The organism is Streptomyces sp. NPDC043870 (assembly GCF_056435785.1).
This window is the reverse complement of the sequence record NZ_JBWKDT010000005.1, coordinates 290,187-313,041: the sequence shown is the minus strand read 5'-3', so window position 1 is coordinate 313,041 and position 22,855 is coordinate 290,187. Positions and strand designations below refer to the sequence as shown.

Sequence of the window (22,855 nt, the reverse complement as noted above, 5' to 3'; positions counted from 1 at the left end):
CTCAATCGCTGTCGGTCCTCCCGCACAGCCCGGCGGGACGGAGTCTTGGGGGTAGGGCCCGCCCTACCCGGGCGGTCGGTTCAGCTCGCCCTCTCCAGCTCCTCGCCGCACCCGGCCGGCAGCGTCTCCAGCGTCAGCTGCACCAGCGCATGGCAGCGGTAGCGCGGCAGGCCGGCGGTGTCGATGCCGGCCAGGTGCAGCAGCGAGGCGTCCACGAGCTCCTCCAGGAACTCCTCGCGGCAACCCAAGGAGCCTGGCCAGTTCGGCCTCGCGGCCCGTGGAGTCGTCGACGGTGGGCGGCAGCATCCGCGCGGGGTCACCGGCCGCCGTCCGCCGCGGGGAAGGCCTGCCGAGCTGCGCCGGCGCATCGCCCTGCTCGGGCAGTCGGCCCAACTCGCCGGTGAGAGCGGCCTGGTAGACGGCGTTGAGCCCGGCGCCCGGGTCCACACCCAGTTCCTCGGCCAGCACCCCGCGGCCTCGTGGTGGACGTGCAGGGCGTCGGCCTGCCGTCCGGACCGGTACAGCGCCGTCATCAGCCGGCCGCGCAGCCGCTCACGGACCGGGAACTCGCGGACGATGCCCGTCAGTTCCGGCACCAGCTGGGTGTGCCGGGCGAGCGCGAGGTCGGCCGCGATGCGGTGCTCCAGTGCGGTGATCCGCGCCTCGTCCATCCCGGGCAGCTCGGCCTCCGCCAGGAACGGTGTGACATTGGCCAGCGCGGGTCCCTGCCACAGGTCGAGGGCCGAACGCAGCAGCGCGGCCACCGACCCGTACAGCCGCTCCTGCAGGGCCGCCTGGCCCCGCCGGCCCAGCTGCTCGAACTCCTCGGCGTCCATCCGCAGACCCTCACCCACGAGCTGATAGCCGGGCGACCGGCGCACCAGCTCCACGGACGGTCCCAGCAGCTTCCGCAGCCGGGAGACATAGGTGTGGATCTGGGCGGTTCTGGTGGCCGACGGCTCCCACCACCACAGCAGCGAACTCAGCCGTTCGTCGCTGACCACGCGGCCGCGTGCCAGCAGCAGTGTGGCGAGCACCGTCTGGTAGGGCAGGCCATACCCCGCACCGTCGGTCTGGACGGATGGCCCCGATTCCCGGCCGCCTTCTACGGTGAGCCCATGCGCTCTCGTAATGTGTGGCAGGCACTCGCCGAGCCGGCGTACCTCCGCTCGGCCTGGCCCTGGCGGTCCGCCGCGTATCTCCTCACCGGCGCCCTGGCCGGAGCGGCCGCGCTCGTGTCGATCGTGGTGCTGACCACCGTTGTCGGAGCGCTGGCCATCGTGCTGGTGGGGCTTCCGCTGCTGCTCCTGCTCGGGCTGTTCGGGCTGCCCGTGGCCCGAGTGGAACGCCGACGGCTGGGACTCGTCGACGAGTTCCCGGCCCGCGACCCGCACCACGAACCCGCCGAGACCGGGCTGTGGCCCTGGATCAGGACCCGCTACCGGGAACAGGCCACGTGGCGCGAACTGGGGTACGCGGTGCTCCTCGCCGGTCTTCTGTGGCCGCTGGACACCCTCGTGGTCGGCCTCGGTCTCTCCGTACCGCTGGGCCTGGTCGCCGCACCCGTCCTGATGGCCACCGTGGGGGAGGGCCGGGAAGCCTCCGTACTCAAGGAATGGACGATCACCTCCTGGCCGACGGCCTTCGGAATCGCCGTGCTCGGACTCCTCCTGCTGGCGGTCGCGCTCTATCTGATCGGGCTGTTCGCCGGAGCACGTGCCGAGCTGACCCGGCTGCTGATCGCGCCCAAGGACGATGACCTGGGCGCCCGGGTCACCGAACTCAGCCGCTCCCGTGTCCGGTTGGTCGACGCCTTCGAGGCCGAGCGCCGCCGTATCGAACGCGATCTCCACGACGGGGCCCAGCAACGCCTGGTCGCCCTCACCATGACCCTGGGCCTGGCCCGGCTCGACGCCCCGCCGGGTCCACTGGCCGACCAGCTGACCAAGGCCCATGAGGAGGCCGGAAAGGCGCTCGCCGAACTGCGCGAGCTGATCCACGGCATCCACCCCAAGGTCCTTGCGGACTACGGCCTTCCGGCGGCCGTCTCCGACGCCGCCGACCGGTCGGCGGTCCCGGTGGACGTCGAGCTGGACCTCGCGGGCAGGCTGCCGCAGGCCGTGGAGGCCGCCGCCTACTTCGTGGTCTGCGAGGCACTCGCCAATGTTGCCAAGCACAGCAGGGCGAGCCGCGCCGAGGTGACGGGCGGTCACAGCAAGGGCAGGCTCTCGCTGGAGATCCGGGACAACGGCCGCGGCGGCGCGGACACGGCGAACGGAGGCACCGGGCTGACCGGTCTCGCGGACCGGGTGTCCGTGCTGGATGGCAGACTTGCCCTGTCCAGCCCGCCCGGCGGACCGACCCTGTTGCGTGTGGAGATTCCTTGCGAGTGGACCGAACCCTCCGCGTAGTGCTGGCCGAGGACAGCGTGCTGCTCCGGGAGGGCCTGACCGGCCTGCTCATCCGCTGCGGCCACGAGGTGGTCGCGGCCGTGGGCGATGCGGAGGCCCTTCTGGCGGCGGTGGCCGACCACGACCCGGACATCGTCGTGACGGACGTCCGGATGCCCCCCGGCTTCCAGGACGAAGGCCTCCACGCGGCGGTGCGGCTCCGCGAACAGCGCCCCGGGCTCCCGGTCCTCGTCCTGAGCCAGTACGTGCAGCGTACGTACGCCTCCGACCTCCTCGACTCCGGGGACGGCTCGGGTGTCGGCTACCTCCTCAAGGACCGCGTGGGTCAGATCGAGCAGTTCATCGACGCACTCCAGGAGGTCGCCGCGGGCGGGACGGTCGTCGACCCCGAAGTCGTCCGCCAGTTGCTGCGCCGCCGCCGGGACCCCCTCGAGCGCCTCACGGCGCGCGAGCGCGAGGTGCTGGCCCTGGTCGCCCAGGGCAGGTCGAACAGCGCGATCGCCAAGGAGCTGGTGGTCTCGGAGGCGGCGGTCGGCAAGCACATCGGCAACATCCTGTCGAAGCTGGACCTCCCTCCGGCGGACGAGACGCACCGCAGGGTGCTGGCGGTGCTTGCGTTCCTGCGCGCGTGACGCGGGACGGGCGGCCCGCAGGCGCCGTACGGGGAGGCGGGCACCGCGGCCGCCGTCCTCGGGGCGGGAGCCGCTGTTCCTGGGCGCCTCCGCGCAGGGCCGCGTGTACCGGACGGGCCGCGTGCTTCACGACGACGCGTCCGGCGGTGCCGCACGTGTGCGCGCCAGTTCTGCGCGCGGGAGCAAGCCGCGACCGCGGACCGCGTCGAGATGACCGTGACCGCGGTCCGCGCTGACAAAGCCGCGACCGCGGACCGCGCCGACGAACCGCGACCGCATCGACAGAACCGCGACAGTCGAACGGCCCGGCCGGGCGGGATGGCGCCCGGCCGGGCCGCGGCCGGTTGCAGCACCGCGGTCCGGTCGGCACCCGGAGTTCACCTCCGGTGCGTCCAGAGCTCGTCCGGTGCTCGGATTCGGGTCGCCCGGCTCGGCGGTAATGGCCGACAGCCCGAGCGGTGACACCAACCCCCGGGTTCCAGCGTTTCCGCGCATCCGCGCGCCGCGCGAGACACCCCGGAGGACGTGTGCCCCCTGCTGCCGAGGCCGAGCCCGCCCAGGGCGAGCGCGTGAGGACCACGGGCGAGGGACCCGGGACGGCGGACGAGGCCGCGGGGGAGAAGCCCGGTGGCCCCGTTGCCCCGGGCGGCTCCGGCTTCGTGCGGCGGCTGATGCCGATGTTCCGGCGCAGCGTGCGGCTGCGGGCGGCGGTCGGTGCCGCCGTGCTGACCGGCGTCGTCTTCTGCCTCGGCGGACTGATGGCCGACAGCTACCCGTTCGGGCCCACGACCCGCAACATCGTCGATCTCGGCCAGCAGTACCTGCCGTACCACGCGTACTGGCGGAAACTGCTGCTCGGCGAGGCCGACGGCGACATGTTCCTCAACTGGACCTCGGGTTTCGGTTCGAACTTCCTCGCCGACTTCGGCACCTATCTGAGCAGCCCGTTCGATGTGATGGTCGTGCTCTTCCCGGCGGACCGGACCGAACTGGCCCTCTACGTCATCACCGTCGCCAAGATCACCGCGGCCGGTGCTGCGATGTCGGTCCTGCTGCTGAAGCTGCGCCGCGGCCCGTGGCCGGTGGCCGCCGTGCTGGGGGCCGCGTACGCGCTGTCCGGCTGGACCTTCAACTACGGCGCCTACGTCCCGATGTGGCTGGACGGCCTGCTGGCCTTCCCGCTGCTGTGCCTGGTCGGTGAGTGGGCACGTGCCGGGCGTCGTCCGGTGCTGGGTCCGCTGGTCGTCGCACTGGCCTGGGTCGCGAACTTCTACACCGCCTACATGGCGACCATCGGGGCTGCCGTCGTGCTGGTGGTCCGGCTGCTCACGGCCGACGACACCGGCCGCAGGCGTCTGACCGGCCTGCTGCGGGCCGCTCGGGGCGTGGCCGTGGGCATCGGCCTGGCCGCACCGCTCGTCGTGATCATCTACTCGGCCACCCGCGTCGCCGATCCGACTCCCGAGGTGACCTTCTCGGCCGTCGCCTGGGCGGAGGTGTTCGCACGGCTGCTGCCGGCCACCTCGAGCGTGGCGACGCCAGCCCTCTACATCGGCACCCCGGCCCTTGCGCTGGCGCTGACCCTGCCCTTCAACCGCGCTCTGGCGCCCCGTGTCCGTGTCGCCTGGACGGCCACGATCTGCCTGGTGGCACTGTCCATGCAGTGGGAGCCCACCCATCTGCTCTGGCACGCCGGAGCCTCTCCCAACGGCATCCCCTACCGTCAGACCTTCGTGCTCTGCGGACTGCTCCTGATCGCGGCCTGGCTGTCCACGGCCCAGGGGCTGCCGAGGCTGCCCGCGCTGCTGGGCGGCGGCGGGCTGCTGGCCGTGCTGACGTTCGCGGCCCGCGGGAGCGCGGACATCGACCGGTGGACGTATCCCGCCTTCGTCGCCGCCACGGCGCTCGCCGTGCTCGCCGCCGCGGCCGTCCTGTTCGTCAGGCGGTACGGCGTCGGCGCCCGGGTGCTGCCGGTCCTGGCCGTCGCCCTCCTCGTCGCCGCCCAGGCGGGTGAGACCGCCATCACGGGGACCCGTATCGAGCAGCAGCAGTTGGAGAAGGTCTCCTGGGCCCCGCGGCTGGGCCCCTGGCACGAGGACATGGAACGGGCGACCGCGCAGAAGGACGCCTGGCCGCAGCACCGCACGGATCCCGGAGAGGTTCCGGGCGGCAACGACGTCCTGGTGGTCGGCGGACAGGGCGCCGACTACTACAGCAGCCTCACCTCGGACGTCTACTCCAGCACGCTGTCCTCCCTGGGCTTCGGCTACTACGCCAAGGGGCGGCACCCGGTCAGCCTGGACAACCCGGTGACCGACGCGATCTTCTCCATCGGCACCCGTATGCACTCGTCGCCCTCGGCGCCGGTACAGCTGGACGAACGACCCGAGGCCGCGATCACCTCCACCGACTCGGCCGTGCCTCCTCTGGTCACCGTCCGCCCGGACGTCCGCCTCCCCGACCACCAGGTGCGCTTCGGCGACTCCGCCTTCGCCAACCAGGAGTTGCTGCTCGGCGCCACGGTCTACGACGTGCCGGGCGACCTCACCCGGACGAGCGAGACCAAGGGAACGGGTAAGGGCAAGGGACCGGGCAAGGGCACCGGTACGAACGAGACCAAGGGCAACGGCACAGCCAAGGGCGCGAGCACGGACACGCTCACGGGCACCTGTACCGCGGGCTCGCGCGTCTACTTCTGGGCACCCGAGTACAAGGGCACGGCCGCCCTGGACGGACAGAAGCCCGTCAGCTTCGACGGCAAGCTGCCGGCCGTGCGGGGCGCCATGCAGTCGCTCGGCACCGTCCCGGCGTCCGGCTCGGTGCGGATCGACCTGCACGCAGACCCGCACTCCGGCCCGCGCTCCTCGGCCGGGCCGGTCCTGCCGCCACAGCCGGTCGGGTGTCTGGTGCAGGACCGGCTCGACTCGGCCGTGCGGCAGCTGACGGAGACCGGCGCCACCGGCGTCCGCGTCTCCGGCCACACCATCTCCGCCGAGCTGCCGGCCGGCAGCACCGGAACCGCCGTCGTCGCCGTACCGCGGATCTCCGGATGGACGTGTGCCGCGGGCGACGCGGCTCCCGCACCCGCCGAGCGGTATCTGGGTCTGCTGGCCGTCCCGCTCGACGGCGAGGCGACCTCGATCAGCTGTACGTTCCGGCCGCCGGGGCTGCGGCTGGGCGGCGCGGTCGGTGCCGCCGCTCTGGTCTCCCTGGTGGCCATCGGATTCCGGCACCGCCGCCCGCGCACGCTTTCGACGGCGACCGGAGGCTGAGGGCCGGGCGCTCAGAGCCGGGCGCTGAGGGCCGGGTAATCAGGAACGAGGACCCAGGAACGAGGACCCAGGTACGAGGACCCAGGAACGAGGGTTCAGGCACCGGGCTGACGAAGCCGTCACGGGTTTCTTCGCAGGACGACAAGAATTCACCCGCAGTGCAAATTCGGCTCGTCCGGCGGGGTATCAGGCCGGATATTCTGCGGGAAAGACTGGTGTTCGAGCGTTTGGATTCCGTGTGCCGAAATTGTCCGTCATAGTGCCACTTCACAATGTCGGCATCTATGCTCCCGACACCATGCGCAGCCTCGCGAACAACGCGGACCCGGACTTCGAGTTCCTGCTGATCGACGACTGCTCGACGGACGCCACACCGGAAGTTCTCGACCACTGGAAGAGCCGGATTCCGGGCGCCAGGGTGATCCGCCACGAGACGAACCGGGGCGTGGCCCAGGCGCGCAACACCGGTCTGGACGCGGCGACCGGGGACTACGTCACGTTCCTGGACGGCGACGACTGGTACGCGCCCGGGCATCTGCGCGCCATGGTGGCGGGCATCGAGAGGCTGGGCTGCGACTTCGCCCGCACCGACCATGTGCAGGCGACCGGCAGGTCACGCCACATCCGCTACGCGCCGGCCAAACTGCGCGACACGGTGATGAATCCCCGGGACGGAATCGCGCCCTCGAGCATGGTGACGATGGTGGACTACCCGTTCGTCCCGTTCGGCATCTACAGCCGCCGCCTCTTCGACAACGGCGAGTCGCGCTTCGAGACGAAACTGCGCACTGCGGAAGACCGGTTGTGGATCTGGCGCCTGCATCTGAAGGCGACGTCGTACGCGGCTCTCGGACTGCACGGGGTCTTCTACCGGCGCGGTGTCACCACGTCCCTCACGCAGATCACGGACAACCGTCAGCTGGACTTCATCCCGTCGTACGACATATTGCTCGAAGAAGTGGCCCAGGACGCCGAGGCCGAACGCTTTCTCCCGAAGGCGGTACGGACCTATTGCGCCATGATCGCTTTCCATATGAACAAGGCGGACCAGTACGAGCCGGCCGTGGCCAAGCGGCTCAAGCGCAATGTGACCGATGCGCTGCACCGTATGCCCCAGGAGGTGCTGGACCAGACCCTGGCGACGATGGACACCGCACGCAGCACGATGCTCCAGCGTCTGCGCGACACGAGAAGGGCCGCCTGAGCCATGGACATGCACCAGCGCACTCAGATTTTCCAGGTGTCGACGCTCTACGGAGCGGCCACGCTGGCTGCGGCACTCGATGCCGGGCAGTTCGGCGCGCGCGAGGACGTCCGGCGGATCCTGCTGGTCTCCAACAACGCCGAAATCCCGGAAACCGCTCTCCGGCTCGCCGCGATGACCGGCTACGACCGGATCGCCGCCCGGTTCGACGACGTGATCGACTGGAACGAGGCCATCCGTCCCAATCACCCGGGCTCCTGGGGTCCGCGTCCGGAGGAGACCCCGCTGTGGCAGCGGGCGTTCCGGACGGCATGGGGACTGGGCAGCGGACCGGTCGAGTTGATCGTCGAGTCCATCCAGGTCAACCCCGCCAAGGCGCTCGCCGGCATCTTCGCGCAGAGCCCCGTCCAGGTGTACGCCGACGGCCTCATGAGCTATGGGCCGACCCGCGGCGAGCTGCCGCAGCTGATCGCGTGCCGCATTCAGCGGCTCCTCCACCTCGACCTGGTCCCGGGGCTGCGTCCGCTGCTGCTGTCCGAGTTCGACGTTCAGCCGGAGCTCGTATCGGACGGGGCCTTCCGCAAGGTGCTGGCGGAGATCGCCGAATCGGCCGCCGGGGACCGTCAGGTGACGCAAGCGGTCGAGGCCGCCCCCACCGCCCTGCTGCTGGGCCAGTACCTCGCCGCGCTCGGCATCCTCTCGGCCGACGAGGAAGAAGACCTTCACGTCCGTATGCTGCGCGGTGCCGCGGCGGCCGGGCACCGATCGGTCATCTTCAAGCCGCACCCGACCGCGCCCGCCCGCTATTCGCTCGCCCTGAACGAGGAGGCCGCGAAGGCCGGGGTGGAGCTGACCGTCCTGGACGGTCCGCTGCTCGCCGAGACCTTCTACGAGCGCTGCCGTCCGCAGCTCGTCGTCGGCTGCTTCTCCACCGCGATGTTCACCGCCTCCGTGTACTACGACATCCCGATCGCGCGGGTGGGCACCGGGACGGTCCTGGAGCGCCTCGCACCGTACGAGAACAGCAACCGGATGCCGCTGACCATCGTGGACCACCTGGTACCGGACCTGGAGCTGGGCGCTGCCCCCGCCGTACCCGGCGCCGCACCGGACACCCTGGGTCCGCTGGTCCGGGCGGTGGGCTACTGCATGCAGCCGAAGCTCCACCGCGACCTGCGCGACGAGACGGCCCGACTGCTGTCCGACCGTCACGGCGACGACGGCGCCCGCTACTTCCGGTACTTCCAGCCGGACCGCCTCACCGAACTCACCCTCCCCGGCGGCACCGCCCCGCGCCCCACATCCCGGCTGCGCCGGAGCCTGATCCCGGCGGGGCGGGGCTGACCCTCTCCACCGAGGGGCGGGGTGAAGTTCGACCCGGTCTGATTCGATCGATCCCTATGTTGACAGATGTCGATCCAGGGTCGAGCCTTGTATTTATAGGCGTCGAATCAGGAGGGTGCCGTCATGAGTGAACCTCCCGCCGTCACGAGTGAGTCTCCCGACGACCTGCGTGAGGCCGTACGTGCCGGCTACGCCGCGGCTGCGCTCGAAGTCGGCCGGGGCGGAGTGGCCTGCTGCGGCCCCGGCACTGTCGAGGTCGGTGAGGACTTCGGTTCGGGGCTGTACGGAGCCGATGAGCGGGACTCGCTTCCCGCGGAGGCGGTCGCGGCCTCCCTCGGCTGCGGCAATCCGGTGGCCGTCGCCGAACTGCGAGAAGGGGAGCGGGTCTTGGACCTGGGCTCGGGCGGCGGGATCGACGTGCTGCTGTCCGCCCGGCGGGTCGGGCCGACGGGCAGGGCGTACGGACTGGACATGACCGAGGAGATGCTCGCCCTCGCCCGGGCCAACGCCAGGAAGGCCGGGGCGTTCAACGTCGAGTTCCTCAAGGGGACGATCGAGTCCGTACCGCTGCCCGCGGGCACCGTCGACGTGGTGATCTCCAACTGCGTGATCAACCTGTCCGTCGACAAGCCCGCCGTTTTCGCCGAGATGTTCCGGGTCCTGGTGCCCGGCGGGCGTATCGGCATCTCGGACGTCGTGGCCGAGGGCCGGCTCACGCCCGCTCAGCGAGCCGAGCGCGGCAGTTACGTGGGGTGCGTCGCCGGTGCGCTGTCGATGCCCGACTACCGGCAGGGGCTGGAGGCCGCCGGATTCACCGGCGTCGAGATCACGCCGACGCATCAGGTCGCCGACGGCATGCATTCCGCCATCGTCCGTGCGGTGAAGCCGACCGTGGATGCGGGCGAAAAGTGAACCCTGGGTCAATTGGGCGGCCTTGGAGTGCTCGAACGCCTGGACGCCACGTGGGCGGCCCTAAGGTGAATAGATGGCTATCTCTACACGCCGCGCCGTGGATCCGGCGGTGGATGCGGCGGAGGCGTGTGGCTACGGGCTGTCCGGCCTGCTCATCGACCGCGATGAGGCCGAACGGCTCGCCGTCATGCTGAAGGCCATCGCCGATCCCACCCGGCTCCGGCTGTACCGCCTGATCGAGCGGGCGCCGACCGGGGAGGCGTGCGTATGCGACCTGACCGAAGCCCTGAACTTGCGTCAGCCGACCATCAGTCACCACCTGAAGGTCTTGACCGAGGCCGGTCTGCTGGACCGTGAGCGTCGCGGCACCTGGGTCTGGTACTCGGCGAGACATGAAGGTATGCGCCGCATCCGCGAGATCCTCGACCCGGCCGGCTGACCGGGACGTGGATCAGACAGCGGCCGGAGCCTCTGCGAGGACGTCCCGGCCGTGCTGGATCCCGTGGGCGATCACGCGGTCTTCCTCGGAGCGATCTCCTCGATCAGGCTCTCGACGAGCTTCTTGATCTCGTCCCGGATGGGGCGCACGGCCTCGACGCCCTGGCCGGCCGGGTCCTCCAGCGTCCAGTCCAGGTAGCGCTTGCCGGGGAAGACGGGGCAGGTGTCACCGCAGCCCATGGTGATGCACACGTCCGACGCCTTCACCGCGTCGATGGTCAGGAACTTCGGTGTCCCGGCGGACATGTCGATGCCGACCTCGCGCATCGCCTCGACGGCGGCGGGGTTGACCTGATCGGCGGGGGCCGAGCCTGCGGAGCGGACCTCGACGCGGTCCCCGGCCAGGTGAGTCAGCCACGCGGCGGCCATCTGGGAACGGCCGGCGTTGTGGACACAGACGAACAGCACGGAGGGCTTCTCGGACATCAGAGGTCTCTCTTGTCGCATGGAGAATGTCTCACGACGAATCAGGTGCGCATGGCATCAGCACCTGATGATGTCAGCCATCGCTGATGTGACACTATCAGCCCATGATGCCGTCAGTCGACACTGAACTGATCCGAGTACTGGCCGACCCGCTCAGGCTCCGGATCGTCACCCTCCTCGCCCGCGAGACCCTGTGCACCACACACCTCGTCGAGGAGACCGGCGCCAAGCAGACGAACCTCTCCAACCACCTGAGAGTGCTGCGCGAGACGGGCGTCGTGGAGACCGAGCCGTGCGGCCGCTTCACCTACTACAAGCTTCGGCCGGACGTGCTCGAAGAACTGGCCGGGGCCTTCACCGACCTCGCCGCCACCGCCCGCGCCACTGCCGAAGCCGACGTCAAACGCGCCTGCCCCTGATCGCGCCCCGCCGCACCCGTCGCCCCCGTCGCCCCCGTTGCCCCCGTTGCCCCGCCGTCACCCTGGCCGGGTGGTGGACCGCCCGCCGCGGCGGCCCGGGAGTCACTTCCCGCGAGACGGGGGCGCCGCGGTGGGCCTGGCGCTGGTGGCGGTCATCTTCATGCGCGGCGAGACCGGCCCCCGGCGCGGAGCATGATCTGCTGAGCCGGCGCCGGTGGGGGTCAGGACAGTGTGCCGATGACCTTACGCACCCGAGCGGCGACATTTTCGGGAAGCGGTGCGTAATGAATGCCGGGAAGGATCTTCTGTCCTTCCTCGCCGGCGGTGTAGGCCAGGAAGGACTTCAACGCGGGGAGCGTCTCGGGCTGATTGCCCACGTCGCAGACGATCTCGTAGGTGACCAGGACGATCGGGTAGGCACCCTCGGCGCGTGTTGCGTAGTTCAGCTTCAGGGACAGGTCGTTGTTCTTGCCGACCACTTCGGCGCCGGCGATACCGGCCGACGCTGTTTCCGGAGTGGCAGCGACAGGCCGCGAGGCCCCGGTATCGATCTTGACGGTAGGGATCTTCAGTCCGGTGGCGAAGGAGAGCTCGAAGTAGCCGATCGTCCCCTCGGTGTTGCGCACACTGTCCGCCACCCCGTCGGAGCCGGTCGCGGAATGGCCGCCCTTGCCCTGCCAGGCCTTCTCCTTCGGGTACGGCCACTCCCGTGGGGCGGCGCCGGCAAGATAGGCGTTGAGGTTCTGCGTGGTGCCGGAGTCGTCGGACCGGTGGACCGCCTGAATCGTCAAGTCAGGAAGTTCGACCTCCGGGTTCAGCTTCCGGATCGCCGGGTCGGCCCAGTTGGTGATCTCGGAATCGAAGATCTTCGCGAGTGTCCTGGCGTCGAGTACGAGATCGTCCACGCCGTTGAGGTTGTAGCCGATGGCTATGGGGCCGCCGGTCATCGGCAGGTCGATCGCCTTGCCGCCCGGGCAGGCGTTCCTCGACAGCTCGACGTCCGCGGGCTTCAGAGCACCGTCGGTACCGCCGAAAGCCGTTGCCTGTCGCATGAACTGGGCCACGCCCGCGCCGGAACCCATAGCGTGGTAGGCGATCCGCACCGACGGACAGGCCCGCTGGTATTCCTTGATCCAGTGCTCCATCGCGTTCTTCTGTGCCGTCGACCCGGAACCGGGCACCTTCCCCTCCTGGGCACAGGCGATCCGGGCCGGGGGCGGCAGGGTGACGGCGCGATCCTTGCTGTCGGCGGAATCGTCGAGCCGGCCGATCGCTACCACCACAGCGCCTGTCACCGCGCACGCGGTCGCGGCGACAGCCGCCCCGACGGGCAGGAAGCGTCTTCGGTTCTTGCGCCGATGCTGCACCCTGCACTCCCGGTCTTCTCCGATGGCGGCGGACTGCGATGGCAGGCGACCGCCGTCGCCGAGGTGTCGGCCCGAGTGGCACACCGGCGCCTCTCGCCAGTTGGATAGATGGTCAGCGATATTCGGAGTTCTCGGGCGAAGCCTGGGCGAACACTTGGTGTCGTGACACCGGCCTCACAGTTGCGCTTTCGGTACGAGCGCGCCCAGGAGGAGCCAAATCGGTGGCCCGGACGCGAGCCCGGAGCGGCGTGGCCGGTCAGGTCAGGCGCTGTAGTGCCGCAGCATCTGCCCCATCGTGGCCAGGACAGAGGGCTCGACTCGGTAGTAGACCCAGGTGCCCCGCCGCTCGGAGGCGAGCAGGCCGGCCTCCTTCAGCTTCTTCAGGTGGTGGGAGACGGTGGGCTGGGAGACGCCGACGTCGGAGATGTCGCAGACGCACGCCTCGCCGCCCTCGTGCGCGGCGACGAGAGAGAACAGGCGCAGCCGTACCGGATCGCCCAGCGCCTTGAACATCGCGGCCGTACGCACGGCTTCGTCCGCCGTCAGTGGGCGTTCGGTCAGCGGCGGGCAGCAGGGCGCCACGGCCTGGGGAACCTCCGGTTCGAGCACCGGCAGCACCTCCGTATTCGATATACATCTATGTTGACACACGTCGAACCAAGCACCCAGGGCCGCCGTGGGCGCCCTCGCCCCAGCCGCCCGCCCCCAGCGGCCCGCCGCCGTGTGCGTAGCGCGTCATCGGCGATGGCGCTCCCCGGTGGCGTTCCCGATGGCGCTCCCCGGGTGGCAGCCGCCGATTACCGTCGCGGGGCTGTGTTCGACAGGATGGGTGCCATGCCCGAGATCCGCACGCCCCGCCTCATCCTCCGCCGCTGGACCGATGACGACCTTGTCCCCATGGCCGAGATCAACGCGGATCCCGTGGTCATGCGCTGGGTCGACGACGGTTCGGTCCGCGACCTGGAGCAGACGGCCGAGGACATCGAGCGGTGGGAGGAGGAGTGGGACGAGGAGGGCTTCGGCCTCTTCGCCGTCGAGCTCATCGCCTCCGGTGAGCTGATCGGCTTCGCGGGTCTGTCCGTGCCGGAGTACCTGCCGGAGGTGCTGCCCGCCGTGGAGATCGGCTGGCGCCTCGGCAGGCCGTTCTGGGGCCAGGGGTACGCCTCCGAAGCCGCCCACGCCGCCCTGGAGTTCGCACTTCAGGACCGTGGCCTGGACAGGGTCATCAGCATCGCCCGGATCGGCAACGACGCCTCGGAGAACGTCATGCGCAAGCTCGGCATGGCGCCGGAGCGCGAGACGACGCATCCGGTCCACGGCGTCCCGCTGCGCGTCCATGCCATCGACCTCACCGAATTCCAGGGGTGACGCGCGAGGCCACCGGCCGGTCGTGCTCGCGAACCGCTACCGCTCGACACCTGGCTTGTCCACGGCGGTGCAGGCGCCCGCCGGACGGGGCGACTGACGCCTTCTGCGCAAGACCGGGCTGGGACCGGACGGCTCGTCCACATCAATGAAGGTGGCATCAGTCGCCAGCAAGACCAGCTGGAAAACTTCTTCCTCACGGAACTGGGTGACTCTCGTAAGCGGACGAACGCTGATGCGGAACCCTGATTCACAGTGCCCCGTTGCCCACGGCTATGGGTTAATCCATTCTTCACCGGCCGTGATTGGTGATCCGAAAATGCACCGTGCGCCGGGTGGTCGCCGGCAAGGCGCACCGCGAGACGTTCGGGACTTCCGCGCCGGCCGCCCCGGACGTCCCGGCCGACTCGTTCCGCTCCGCGCTGGTGTCCGCCGCACACCGCGGTGAAGCCTTCGGCCCGGCCGCAGGGCAACCGGTCGCCCACCGGTCCGTAGCGAGCGCGGCAGGACGGCACCTGTGTTGTGCCCTGCCGTGCTGTCCGGCGCTCACCCGCATCCTCCGCGACCACACCAAGGCGGAGGGGGGCCGGCGCTTACGCAACCGCTACGCCCGCGCCGCTAGGGTGCCCCTGAACAGCAAAAAGGCCCTCCTGGGCGGAGGGCCGACCGATCGCACGGACTGTGCGCCCCCGGCAGGACTCGAACCTGCGGCCAAGCGCTTAGAAGGCGCCTGCTCTATCCACTGAGCTACGGGGGCCGGATGTGGCCTCGGTGGCCTGGAGCCCCTGGTGGGTCGTCCGTGACCTTGCCGGGACAAGGATAGGGCTCCGATCGCCTTGACCCGGTTGCTTCACCTGCGTGGCACGATGTGGAGGTTCGGTGAAGCGAACCGATAATCGCAGGCAGGTGCGATTCTCGCAGCGCTTTTTTCGTCTCACGGCTCGGGTGTTGTGCACTCGTTATGCCTGCGCCCCACTCGTCCCGTCTGTTCCGTGTGAATGATCGGCACGCAGGGACGTCTATACGCTTCAAAAAGGCGCCAAAATTGGGCATTCTTCGCATGTGGTGACCATGGAAGTACGGCCTCAGCTGATCGACGCACTCTCCGCCCTGCGCGACCGGGTCGCTGCCGTGCGCCTTCCACTCCCCCTTCCAGGCGCTCCGAGGGCGCGGCAGACGAGAGCCGAGCTGCTTGCGCAGCTCGACGACTATCTGGTGCCCCGGCTGAAGGACCCCGAAGCACCGCTGCTCGTGGTGGTCGGCGGGTCCACGGGGGCCGGGAAGTCCACGCTGGTCAACTCCCTTGTGGGACGGCGGGTGACGGAGGCCGGGGTACTGCGGCCCACGACGCGTACGCCCGTGCTCGTATGCCACCCGGACGATCACCACTGGTTCGCGGACCTGCGCGTGCTGCCGCACTTCACCCGCGTCTCGTTGCCGCAGCAGGAGGAGTCCGCGATGCCGGGCGTCGCCGGGCGGCGGCCGCCCAAGGACAGTGCGCTGCGGATCGAGAAGGCCGCGTCCCTGCCGCCCGGACTCGCCCTGCTCGACGCGCCCGACATCGACTCGCTCGTCGTCGAGAACCGGATCATGGCCGCCGAGCTGATCTGCGCCGCGGACGTGTGGGTCCTGGTGACCACCGCCTCCCGGTACGCGGACGCCGTCCCCTGGCACCTGCTGCGTACGGCGAAGGAGTACGACGCCATGCTCGTCACCGTGCTCGACCGGGTGCCGCACCAGGTGATCGCGGAGGTGTCCCGGCAGTACGCGGCGCTGCTGACCAAGGCCGGGCTCGGGGACGTACCGCGGTTCACGATCCCGGAGCTGCCCGAGTCCGCCGGCGCCGGCCGTGGCCTGCTGCCGGACAGCGCCGTCGCGGCGCTCCGCGACTGGCTGGCCCACCGGGCGCTGGACCCCGCCGCGCGGCAACAGACCGTCGTCCGTACCGCCGCCGGCGTCATCGACTCGCTGAACGCCCGTATGCCGGAGCTGGCGGGCGCCGTCGCCGCGCAGCACGCCGCCGCCGTACGCCTCGCCGGCGCCGTCGAGGCGGTGTACGCGCAGGAGGCGGAGCGGGTGCGGGGGCAGTTGAAGCGCGGCGCGGTGCTCACCGGGGACGCGCGCACCCGCTGGCGCGGCTATCCGCGCGACAGCTCGGCCGTCGAGCTCCTCGACGCGCTCGCCGACAGCCTCATCTCACTGCTGCAGTGCGCCGTGGCCGCCGCCGACGAGCGGCTCCTCGAGGCATGGCGGCGCGAACCGGCCGCGAAGGGCGTCGAAGCGCAGTACGCGCGGCTCGACCGGGAGGCGTCCGAGCACATCGGGATGGCTGTACGGCGCTGGCGGCGCGTCCTGGAGGAACTCGCCGAGGAAGAGGTACGCGGACTGGAACAACGTTCCTCCGCATCCGACCCCGAGACCGTCGCCGCACTGCTCGCCACCGCCCTGCTCGGCGGGCGGCGGGCCCGGATCGCGGGGGAGCGGCTTGCCGAGCGGATCGGGGCACAGGGCGCACTGCGGTTGCGCGACAAGGGCGGTGAGCTGGTGACGTCGTACGTCGAACGCGTACTGAACGAGGAGCGCGACCGGCGGCTCGCACCGCTCGACGCTCTTGAACTGTGCCCGGAACCGCAGGCCGAGCTGATCGCCGCGCTGTCCGTACTGCAGAAGGAGAGGTGACCGGGTGGCTGCTGTCACTGGGGAGACCGAGGGCCGGCCGGAGACCGGTCCGGGGGAGGCACGCGAGGAGCGGAGTGAGGGGGCTCTCGGGGAGGGCGGGGGGAATGCCCGGGGGACCGGCGAGGCGGCCGCGGGGACGGAGAACGCAGCCGCCGACGGACAGTCGTCCGCTGAAACTCGTACCTCCGGCGATGAGTCCGTGGCCGGGGCCGCAGCCGAGTCCGCAGTTGAGTCTGCCGTCGAGGCCGGGGGCGAGTCCGCGGCACAGCGCCCGCTCGCGTTCGTAGCCACCTCCGCCTCCGCCTCCGTCTCCGCGTCCGCCTCCGCGTCCTCGGCCGCATCCAGGGGCGAGGACCGGGGCGGCGAAGGAGGCGGCGAGGGCGCCGGTGCTCCCGCCGACGGCCACTGGGACGACGGCCTCATCGCCCGCCGCGCCTCGGACCCCTCGGCCCTCGCCGCGGGCGACGCCTCGCTCGTCCACGCCCATCCGCACGTCCCCATCGGAGGCCCCTACGCCGCCCCGCTGCGCACCCGCCTCGACGCGCTGCGCGAGCTCATCGGCCTGTCCCGTACCCGCCTCGACGGGAAGACGCTCGCCGAGGCGGGCCGAGTGCTCGACGAGGCGGCGGCACGTCAGCAGCTGTCGCACCGGCATACCGTCGTCGCCATCGCGGGCGCCACCGGCAGCGGCAAGTCGACGCTGTTCAACGCCCTGGCCGGCGTACCGATTTCGGAGACCGGGCTGCGCCGTCCCACCACCTCCGCGCCGATCTCCCTCAGCTGGTCCGAGGGGGCCGCCGGGCTGCTCGACCGGCTGGCCATCCCGCCACGGCTGCGCCGCAGGCCCCTCGCGGGCGGCAGCGGTGACGAAGCGCTGCAGGGCCTCGTCCTGGTGGATCTGCCCGACCACGACTCGGCGATGACCGTGCACCGGGACCAGGTGGACCGGGTCCTGGCGCTCGTCGATGCGGTCGTCTGGGTCGTCGATCCCGAGAAGTACGCGGACGCCGCCCTCCACGAGCGCTATCTGCGCCCGCTCGCCGGGCACTCCGAGGTGACCTTCGTCGTCCTCAACCAGATCGACCGGCTGCCCGGCGAAGCCGCCGACCAGGTGCTCGACGATCTGCGCCGGCTCCTCGACGAGGACGGCATGGCTCTCGGCGAGCACGGCGAGCCCGGCGCAACCGTCCTTGCGCTGTCGGCGCTGACCGGGGAGGGCGTGGGCGAGCTGCGCGAGCTGCTCGGGCGGTTCGTTCAGGACAAGACGGCCGCCGCCCGGCGCATCTCCGCCGACGTCGACGCGGCCGCCACACGACTGCGCTCCATGTACGTCGCCGACGGCAGGTCCGGGCTCGGCGAGCGGGCCCGCGAGGACTTCTCGGCCCGGCTGGCGGGCGCGGTCGGGGCGACCGCGGTCGGCGAGGAGGCCGAACGCCAGTGGCGCAGGAACGCGGGCCGCGCCTGCGGAACGCCCTGGCTGCGGCTGTGGCGCTGGTACGAGCGCGTCCGGTTTCCCGGCGGCGGGATGCCGCAGCCTCCGGGGCCGGTGGAGGAGGAGCTCACGGCGCGGCAGCGGGTCGAGCAGGCGGTACGTGCGGTCGCGGACGACGCGGCTCACGGGCTGCCCACACCCTGGGCGCAGGCTGTGCGCGAGGCGGCGGTGCGGGGGGCGGAGGGGCTGCCCGAGGCGCTCGACGAGCTCGCCGTCAAACTGGGTACGCCGAGCAGCCGTCCGCCGCGGCCCGCGTGGTGGCCGGTGGCCGTGCTGGCGCAGGCCGCCATGACACTGCTGCAGATCTACGGGGGACTGTGGCTGGTCGGCCAGATCATCGGGGTGCTGGAGCCCGGGCTGGTACCGCCGGCGCTGATGATGCTCGGCGGGATCATCGGTGGCCCGCTGGTGGAGTGGTGGTGCGCAACCGCCGCGAAGGGGCCCGCCAGGCGGTACGGGCAGGACGCGGAACGGCGCCTGCGGGAGGCGGCCGCGGGCTGCGGGCGGGCGATGGTGCTCGATCCGATGGCGGCGGAGCTGCTGCGCTACCGCGAAGTGCGGGAACAGTACGCGACGGTGTCCCTCAGACGCTGACGCCGAGACGCCCGGACGCGGCCCGTGCATCCCTCCTGGACGTCTCCGGGAGTGCCCCGCCACCCGCGAGGGTGGCGGGGTTTTCCACATGCGCACGCGCTTCCACAGGCGGCGACGGAAATCGGCCCGCAGGCTCAGCATGAGATCAGTCAGGGCAACGGCCGGAGTGTGGAAAGCGGGAAGCGGGAGGGGATCCGTCATGAACGAGACCTTGGTGACGCTGGTGGGCAATGTCGCGACCGCCGTGGAGTACCGGGAATCGGCGACCGGGGGATGGGCGCGGTTCCGGTTCGCCGTGACCTCCCGCCGCTGGGACCGGCAGCGGGAGTTGTGGGCGGACGGGCCCACCAGCTTCTACACGGTGTGGGCGTGGCGGACGCTGGGCTTGAATCTCGCGGCGTCGGTCGCCGTCGGTGAACCACTCGTGGTGCACGGCCGCTTGAGGGTGCGGCAGGAGGAGCGGGAAGGACAGCGCAGGACGTCCGTCGACATCGATGCGATGGCCGTCGGGCACGACATGACCCGTGGCACGTCCGCGTTCCGGCGAGTGACGAGGGGAGACGTACACCTGACGGGCCGTGCGCCGGATGGGCCCGGCGTGCCCGGCGTGCCTGACGCGGCCGAAGCGTCCGGGCGGGCTGCGCCAAGCGACCCGGCCACCGGCTCGCCCGACCCGCCGGGCCCGGACGACCGCGCCCCCGCAACCCCCGCGGACGTGGTCCCCGCCGCCGCTCCCTGACCTGCGGTTGTGGAGATTTGTCGATACTGAACGGGGGACGCGTGAGCCGCGATAACAATTCTGATTCGGAATGGTTATCTGACGGCATGACGGGGGATCACGTCGCGCCGCGTCCCTAGGATTCCCCAGTACTCACGGGGCACTTGAGTTTGCAGGCGAGGCACTCCCCCCACGCATCCCACGCGAAACCGCCTCGCCCGGAGGGGAATTCTGTGTTTTCTGCGTTCTCTGTACGTGGGCGTGGAGCCGCCCGGCTTGCCGTGGCGGCTCTGGCGTCGGGCTTGTTCGCGGCGGGAGCCATAGCCACCGCGGGGCCGGCGGTCGCCGACGAGACCCCCCAGCACCAGGGCGGCGCGTCCGCCACCCTCGACGGCCTGACCACCTTCGACCGCGCCGTGCTGCGCGACGGTGGCCAGGAGCACGAACTGCCCGCCGGTCTGTTCGAGATGACCGTCGACGGCGGCGGCAAGCTCAAGACGTACTGCATCGACCTCCACAACCCCACCCAGGAGCAGGCCAAGTACCTGGAGACCCCCTGGGACCAGACCTCGCTCGGCGCCAACAAGGACGCGGGCAGGATCCGCTGGATCCTGCAGCACTCCTACCCCCAGGTCGACGACCTCATGGGGCTCGCCGAGCGGGCCGGGACCGGGCCGCTCAGCGAGCGGACCGCCGCGGCCGGCACCCAGGTGGCGATCTGGCGCTACTCGGACGGCGCCGAGGTCGAGGCGCTCGACCCGGCGGCCGAGAAGCTCGCCGACTGGCTGGAGAAGAAGGCACAGAACGTCGAGGAGCCCCGTGCCTCGCTGAGCCTGGAACCGAACGCCGTCTCCGGGAAGGCCGGTGGCCGGCTGGGGCCCGTCACGGTCCGTACCGACGCCGACCGTGTGACGGTGACCCCGCCCGCCGACTCCGCCGCCAGCGGGGTCAAGGTGACGGACCAGGCGGGGAAGCCCGTCACGACCGCGGTCAACGGCAGCCGGCTGTACTTCGACGTACCTTCCGGGACTCCCGACGGTTCGGCCGGGCTCGGCGTACAGGCGACCACCTCCGTGCCAGTCGGCCGGGCGTTCGCCGGGGTGACCAAGAGCCAGACCCAGATCCTCGCCGGGTCCAGCCAGTCCACGGTCTCCGCGACCGCGTCCGCCACCTGGGCCAAGAGCGGCCCGATCCCGGCGCTCTCCGCGGAGAAGAACTGCGCCGAGGGCGGCATCGACATCACCGCCACCAACAAGGGCGACGAGGCGTTCACCTTCGAGCTGATGGGCTTCAAGCACTCCATTGCCGCTGGTGAGTCCCGGACCGTCACGGTCCCGGTCCCCGAGGACCAGGCGTACGACTTCACGATCACCGGCCCCGGCGGGTTCTCGAAGAACTTCAAGGGTGTGCTGGACTGCAAGACCACCGGCAGCGCGGGACCGGTCATCGAGGAGCCGTCCTCGCAGCCCAGCCCGGCCTCGGCCGGCGGTACCTCGGCAGGCATCGACGAGAACCTCGCCGCGACCGGTGCCTCCAACGCCACCCCGGTGATCGCGGGCATCGCGATCGCTCTCGTCCTCGTCGGCGGCGCCGCCGTCCTCTTCGTACGCAAGAAGAAGGCACCCTCCACCGACGAGTGAGCGACGAACGGTGAGCGCTGGTGACAGTGCGCAGCCGACGGCCCCGGGATCGCCTGCCGGCACCGGGGCCGTCGGCGTCGCCGCGATCCGGCTATGGCTCCGTCCGTGATCTGCCGGACAGAACCTGGCGGTGAGGCGCTCGAAAACCAGTGGAGCAGCGCCGCTGTGCGCCTTTACCGTGCTGCCGAACCACGTCGTCCAGGCAAGGAAGTGCCGTTGTACACCCTGTGAGACCTCCCGAGCGCTGATTCGTCGCGCGTCGCACATGTGCGCCGCGCTGCTTTTTGCTGCGGACTTCTCACTGAAACCGGTGTACTTCTGTGCTCGAAAACTGGGTGGTCGTGCCCACCTGCCTGCCGCTCGTTCTCCGCCGTTGCCACGCGTGCGCGTCCGAGCGCTTCCGGGCAAGCGGTAAATTTCGCGTCAACGCAAACCACAAGCTCATCGACGCCTGGCTCCTCGCGCTCTGCACCGCTTGCGGGGAAACTGCAAAGCTCACGGTCCTGGAGCGGATGAATGTGCGCTCCGTACGACCTGAGCTGCTGGACCAGCTGCATGACAACGACCTTGGCCTGACAGCTGAGCTGCTCCAGGATCCGGTCGTGCGGCGCCGTAATCGCATCGCCCTCGACTGGGACAACGCCTGGCGCCTCGACACCGGCGGATCGGATCACCTGGACCGCGAGGTGATCGACGTCTCGGTGCGCTTCGCGGCGCGGATCCCTGTCCGGCCGGTGCGACTGATCGCTGAAGGTTGCGGTCTTTCGCGAGCCGAGGTCGAGAGGCTGATCACGGAGGGGAATCTCGTTTCGGCAGTCCCGCTGAGCGGCAAGCTCTCCGGCGATTTCACCTTCACGCTCAAGCGCTGAGCCCTCCCCGGGACCAGGGGCCTGTCCGGCAAGGTCCGCCGGACAGGCCCTGGTTGTATCGACCCGCAGCGTTGTTGACACGGCCGGCGTTGAACCAGAGCGAGTTGAGCCCGTCGCGTGCGTCCTGCGGGCGCCCGTGTCCATCTCGCTCAGCAGCCGCCACCGCGGCCGGTCCCTTCGACCGTGCACACAGTGTGCTGACGGGGGCGGGGGTGTCCGGCGCTCCGCCGGATCCCACGCCACCGGGCCTCAACTGGCCTGCATCGTCACCCCCATGCGTGAAGAAGGCCGATCGCTCGTTGATAGCTTTGCTCCTCCTGCCTTCTTTGCTCAACGGGGGATCAATGAGCCAGCCTCAGTTCCAGTCGCCGCAGTACAACCCGTACAGCCAGCAGCCCGGCCAGCCACCGATGCCCCCCGCGCAACCGCCGATGCAGCCCTGGCAGCAGCAGCCGCAGATGCAGCCCGGCCTGCCCTACCCCGCGCACCCCGCGCCCTTCGGGCAGCAGCCGAGGCGCGGCCACCCCGTCGGCGCCTTCTTCCTCGGGCTCCTCGCCTCGGTCGTCGTCTCGGTGATCTACAGCGGCCTCACGGTGGCCACCTACAAGGAACAGTCGGCCGATACGGCGCAGACCCTCTACGTGCTTCACGGCCTCCTCAACGGAGCGGCGGTGGGCGCGTTGATCGGCATGGTGGGCCGCCGCAGCACCGGCGCCCAGATCAGCGGGGCCGTCATCGCCCCGCTCGGTGCCTTCTTCGGCTACACCAACGCCATTCCGCTCATCATCGCCGACAGCCAAGGGGTCCCCGCCATCGGGGACATGATGGAGGCCGACCCCTTCATTCCGGCCAAGGCCTGGTGGGGCAGCCAGAGCGACACCGAGTGGCTCTCCCTGCTCGGTCTCGCGGTCGCCGCCGCAGCGGCCTGGGGCCTCGCCTACGTCATCGGGAAGCGTCGCTGAGGAGTTGGGCTCTCGCTGCCGCAATGCTCCCGCATTTAGGGGGTGGTGGTC

Annotated in this window: 19 protein-coding genes and 1 tRNA gene; 15 read left to right on the top strand and 5 right to left on the bottom strand. The window is 70.7% G+C overall.

The genetic code is table 11. The annotated features are described in order from the left end of the window. Window positions 1-80: 80 nt before the first annotated feature. Window positions 81-1,037 carry an AfsR/SARP family transcriptional regulator gene (locus AC0699_RS09620; protein WP_478657767.1) on the bottom strand — a complete coding sequence of 319 codons (957 nt, stop codon included), beginning with the start codon at window positions 1,035-1,037 and terminating at the stop codon, window positions 81-83. A gap of 81 nt (window positions 1,038-1,118) precedes the next feature. Here AC0699_RS09620 and AC0699_RS09615 point away from each other — a divergent pair, with 81 nt between their 5' ends. The 7 genes from AC0699_RS09615 to AC0699_RS09585 all read left to right on the top strand — a co-directional run bounded on the left by AC0699_RS09615 (window position 1,119) and on the right by AC0699_RS09585 (window position 10,214). After that, a complete protein-coding gene (locus AC0699_RS09615; protein ID WP_478657764.1) occupies window positions 1,119-2,411 on the top strand; it encodes a sensor histidine kinase in 1,293 nt (430 codons plus the stop codon). Continuing rightward, window positions 2,384-3,043, top strand: coding sequence for a response regulator (locus AC0699_RS09610; protein WP_478657761.1), 660 nt, complete (start codon window positions 2,384-2,386; stop codon window positions 3,041-3,043). The genes AC0699_RS09615 and AC0699_RS09610 overlap by 28 nt, the downstream gene beginning before the upstream one ends. 527 nt (window positions 3,044-3,570) lie before the next feature. Beyond that, entirely contained in the window at window positions 3,571-6,315 is a 2,745-nt protein-coding gene (locus AC0699_RS09605; RefSeq protein ID WP_478657758.1) for a YfhO family protein, read from the top strand. Between the two features lie 238 nt (window positions 6,316-6,553). After that, the gene (locus AC0699_RS09600; RefSeq protein ID WP_478657755.1) at window positions 6,554-7,519 is read left to right on the top strand and encodes a glycosyltransferase family 2 protein; all 966 of its coding nucleotides are present in this window, start codon (window positions 6,554-6,556) and stop codon (window positions 7,517-7,519) included. A 9-nt stretch (window positions 7,520-7,528) separates the two neighbouring features. Next, a complete protein-coding gene (locus tag AC0699_RS09595) occupies window positions 7,529-8,863 on the top strand; it encodes a polysialyltransferase family glycosyltransferase (RefSeq protein WP_478657957.1) in 1,335 nt (444 codons plus the stop codon). A gap of 123 nt (window positions 8,864-8,986) precedes the next feature. Beyond that, window positions 8,987-9,775, top strand: coding sequence for an arsenite methyltransferase (arsM, locus tag AC0699_RS09590; RefSeq protein WP_478657752.1), 789 nt, complete (start codon window positions 8,987-8,989; stop codon window positions 9,773-9,775). A 73-nt stretch (window positions 9,776-9,848) separates the two neighbouring features. After that, the gene (locus tag AC0699_RS09585; RefSeq protein WP_478657749.1) at window positions 9,849-10,214 is read left to right on the top strand and encodes an ArsR/SmtB family transcription factor; all 366 of its coding nucleotides are present in this window, start codon (window positions 9,849-9,851) and stop codon (window positions 10,212-10,214) included. A gap of 71 nt (window positions 10,215-10,285) precedes the next feature. Here the strand turns inward: AC0699_RS09585 and AC0699_RS09580 are convergent, their stop codons facing one another. Beyond that, window positions 10,286-10,699: an arsenate reductase ArsC gene (locus AC0699_RS09580; protein ID WP_478657746.1), complete on the bottom strand. Its 414-nt coding sequence runs from the start codon at window positions 10,697-10,699 to the stop codon at window positions 10,286-10,288. A gap of 104 nt (window positions 10,700-10,803) precedes the next feature. Between AC0699_RS09580 and AC0699_RS09575 the strand changes: the two genes are divergently transcribed. Next, entirely contained in the window at window positions 10,804-11,118 is a 315-nt protein-coding gene (locus AC0699_RS09575; RefSeq protein ID WP_478657743.1) for an ArsR/SmtB family transcription factor, read from the top strand. A 221-nt stretch (window positions 11,119-11,339) separates the two neighbouring features. Here AC0699_RS09575 and pstS read toward each other — a convergent pair whose 3' ends face one another. Both pstS and AC0699_RS09565 read right to left on the bottom strand, forming a co-directional pair. Next, entirely contained in the window at window positions 11,340-12,485 is a 1,146-nt protein-coding gene (pstS, locus tag AC0699_RS09570; RefSeq protein ID WP_478657740.1) for a phosphate ABC transporter substrate-binding protein PstS, read from the bottom strand. A 261-nt stretch (window positions 12,486-12,746) separates the two neighbouring features. Continuing rightward, window positions 12,747-13,118 (bottom strand): ArsR/SmtB family transcription factor, encoded by a 372-nt coding sequence (locus tag AC0699_RS09565; protein ID WP_478657954.1) that lies wholly within the window; start codon window positions 13,116-13,118, stop codon window positions 12,747-12,749. A gap of 201 nt (window positions 13,119-13,319) precedes the next feature. Between AC0699_RS09565 and AC0699_RS09560 the strand changes: the two genes are divergently transcribed. Next, window positions 13,320-13,853 carry a GNAT family N-acetyltransferase gene (locus AC0699_RS09560; RefSeq protein WP_478657737.1) on the top strand — a complete coding sequence of 178 codons (534 nt, stop codon included), beginning with the start codon at window positions 13,320-13,322 and terminating at the stop codon, window positions 13,851-13,853. 681 nt (window positions 13,854-14,534) lie between these two features. On the opposite strand, the gene AC0699_RS09555 is transcribed toward AC0699_RS09560, so the two are convergent. After that, window positions 14,535-14,607, bottom strand: a tRNA-Arg gene (locus tag AC0699_RS09555). Between the two features lie 314 nt (window positions 14,608-14,921). Here AC0699_RS09555 and AC0699_RS09550 point away from each other — a divergent pair. The 6 genes from AC0699_RS09550 to AC0699_RS09525 all read left to right on the top strand — a co-directional run bounded on the left by AC0699_RS09550 (window position 14,922) and on the right by AC0699_RS09525 (window position 22,804). Then, window positions 14,922-16,529: a dynamin family protein gene (locus AC0699_RS09550; RefSeq protein ID WP_478657952.1), complete on the top strand. Its 1,608-nt coding sequence runs from the start codon at window positions 14,922-14,924 to the stop codon at window positions 16,527-16,529. Window positions 16,530-16,533: 4 nt separating this feature from the next. Next, complete coding sequence (locus AC0699_RS09545) at window positions 16,534-18,615, top strand: YfjP family GTPase (protein ID WP_478657734.1); 2,082 nt, start codon at window positions 16,534-16,536, stop codon at window positions 18,613-18,615. A gap of 199 nt (window positions 18,616-18,814) precedes the next feature. Continuing rightward, window positions 18,815-19,354, top strand: coding sequence for a single-stranded DNA-binding protein (locus tag AC0699_RS09540; protein ID WP_478657731.1), 540 nt, complete (start codon window positions 18,815-18,817; stop codon window positions 19,352-19,354). Window positions 19,355-19,566: 212 nt separating this feature from the next. Continuing rightward, complete coding sequence (locus tag AC0699_RS09535; protein ID WP_478657728.1) at window positions 19,567-20,973, top strand: Cys-Gln thioester bond-forming surface protein; 1,407 nt, start codon at window positions 19,567-19,569, stop codon at window positions 20,971-20,973. A gap of 320 nt (window positions 20,974-21,293) precedes the next feature. Next, a complete protein-coding gene (locus AC0699_RS09530) occupies window positions 21,294-21,842 on the top strand; it encodes a DUF1062 domain-containing protein (protein ID WP_478657725.1) in 549 nt (182 codons plus the stop codon). Window positions 21,843-22,186: 344 nt separating this feature from the next. Then, complete coding sequence (locus tag AC0699_RS09525; protein ID WP_478657722.1) at window positions 22,187-22,804, top strand: hypothetical protein; 618 nt, start codon at window positions 22,187-22,189, stop codon at window positions 22,802-22,804. Window positions 22,805-22,855: the final 51 nt, after the last annotated feature.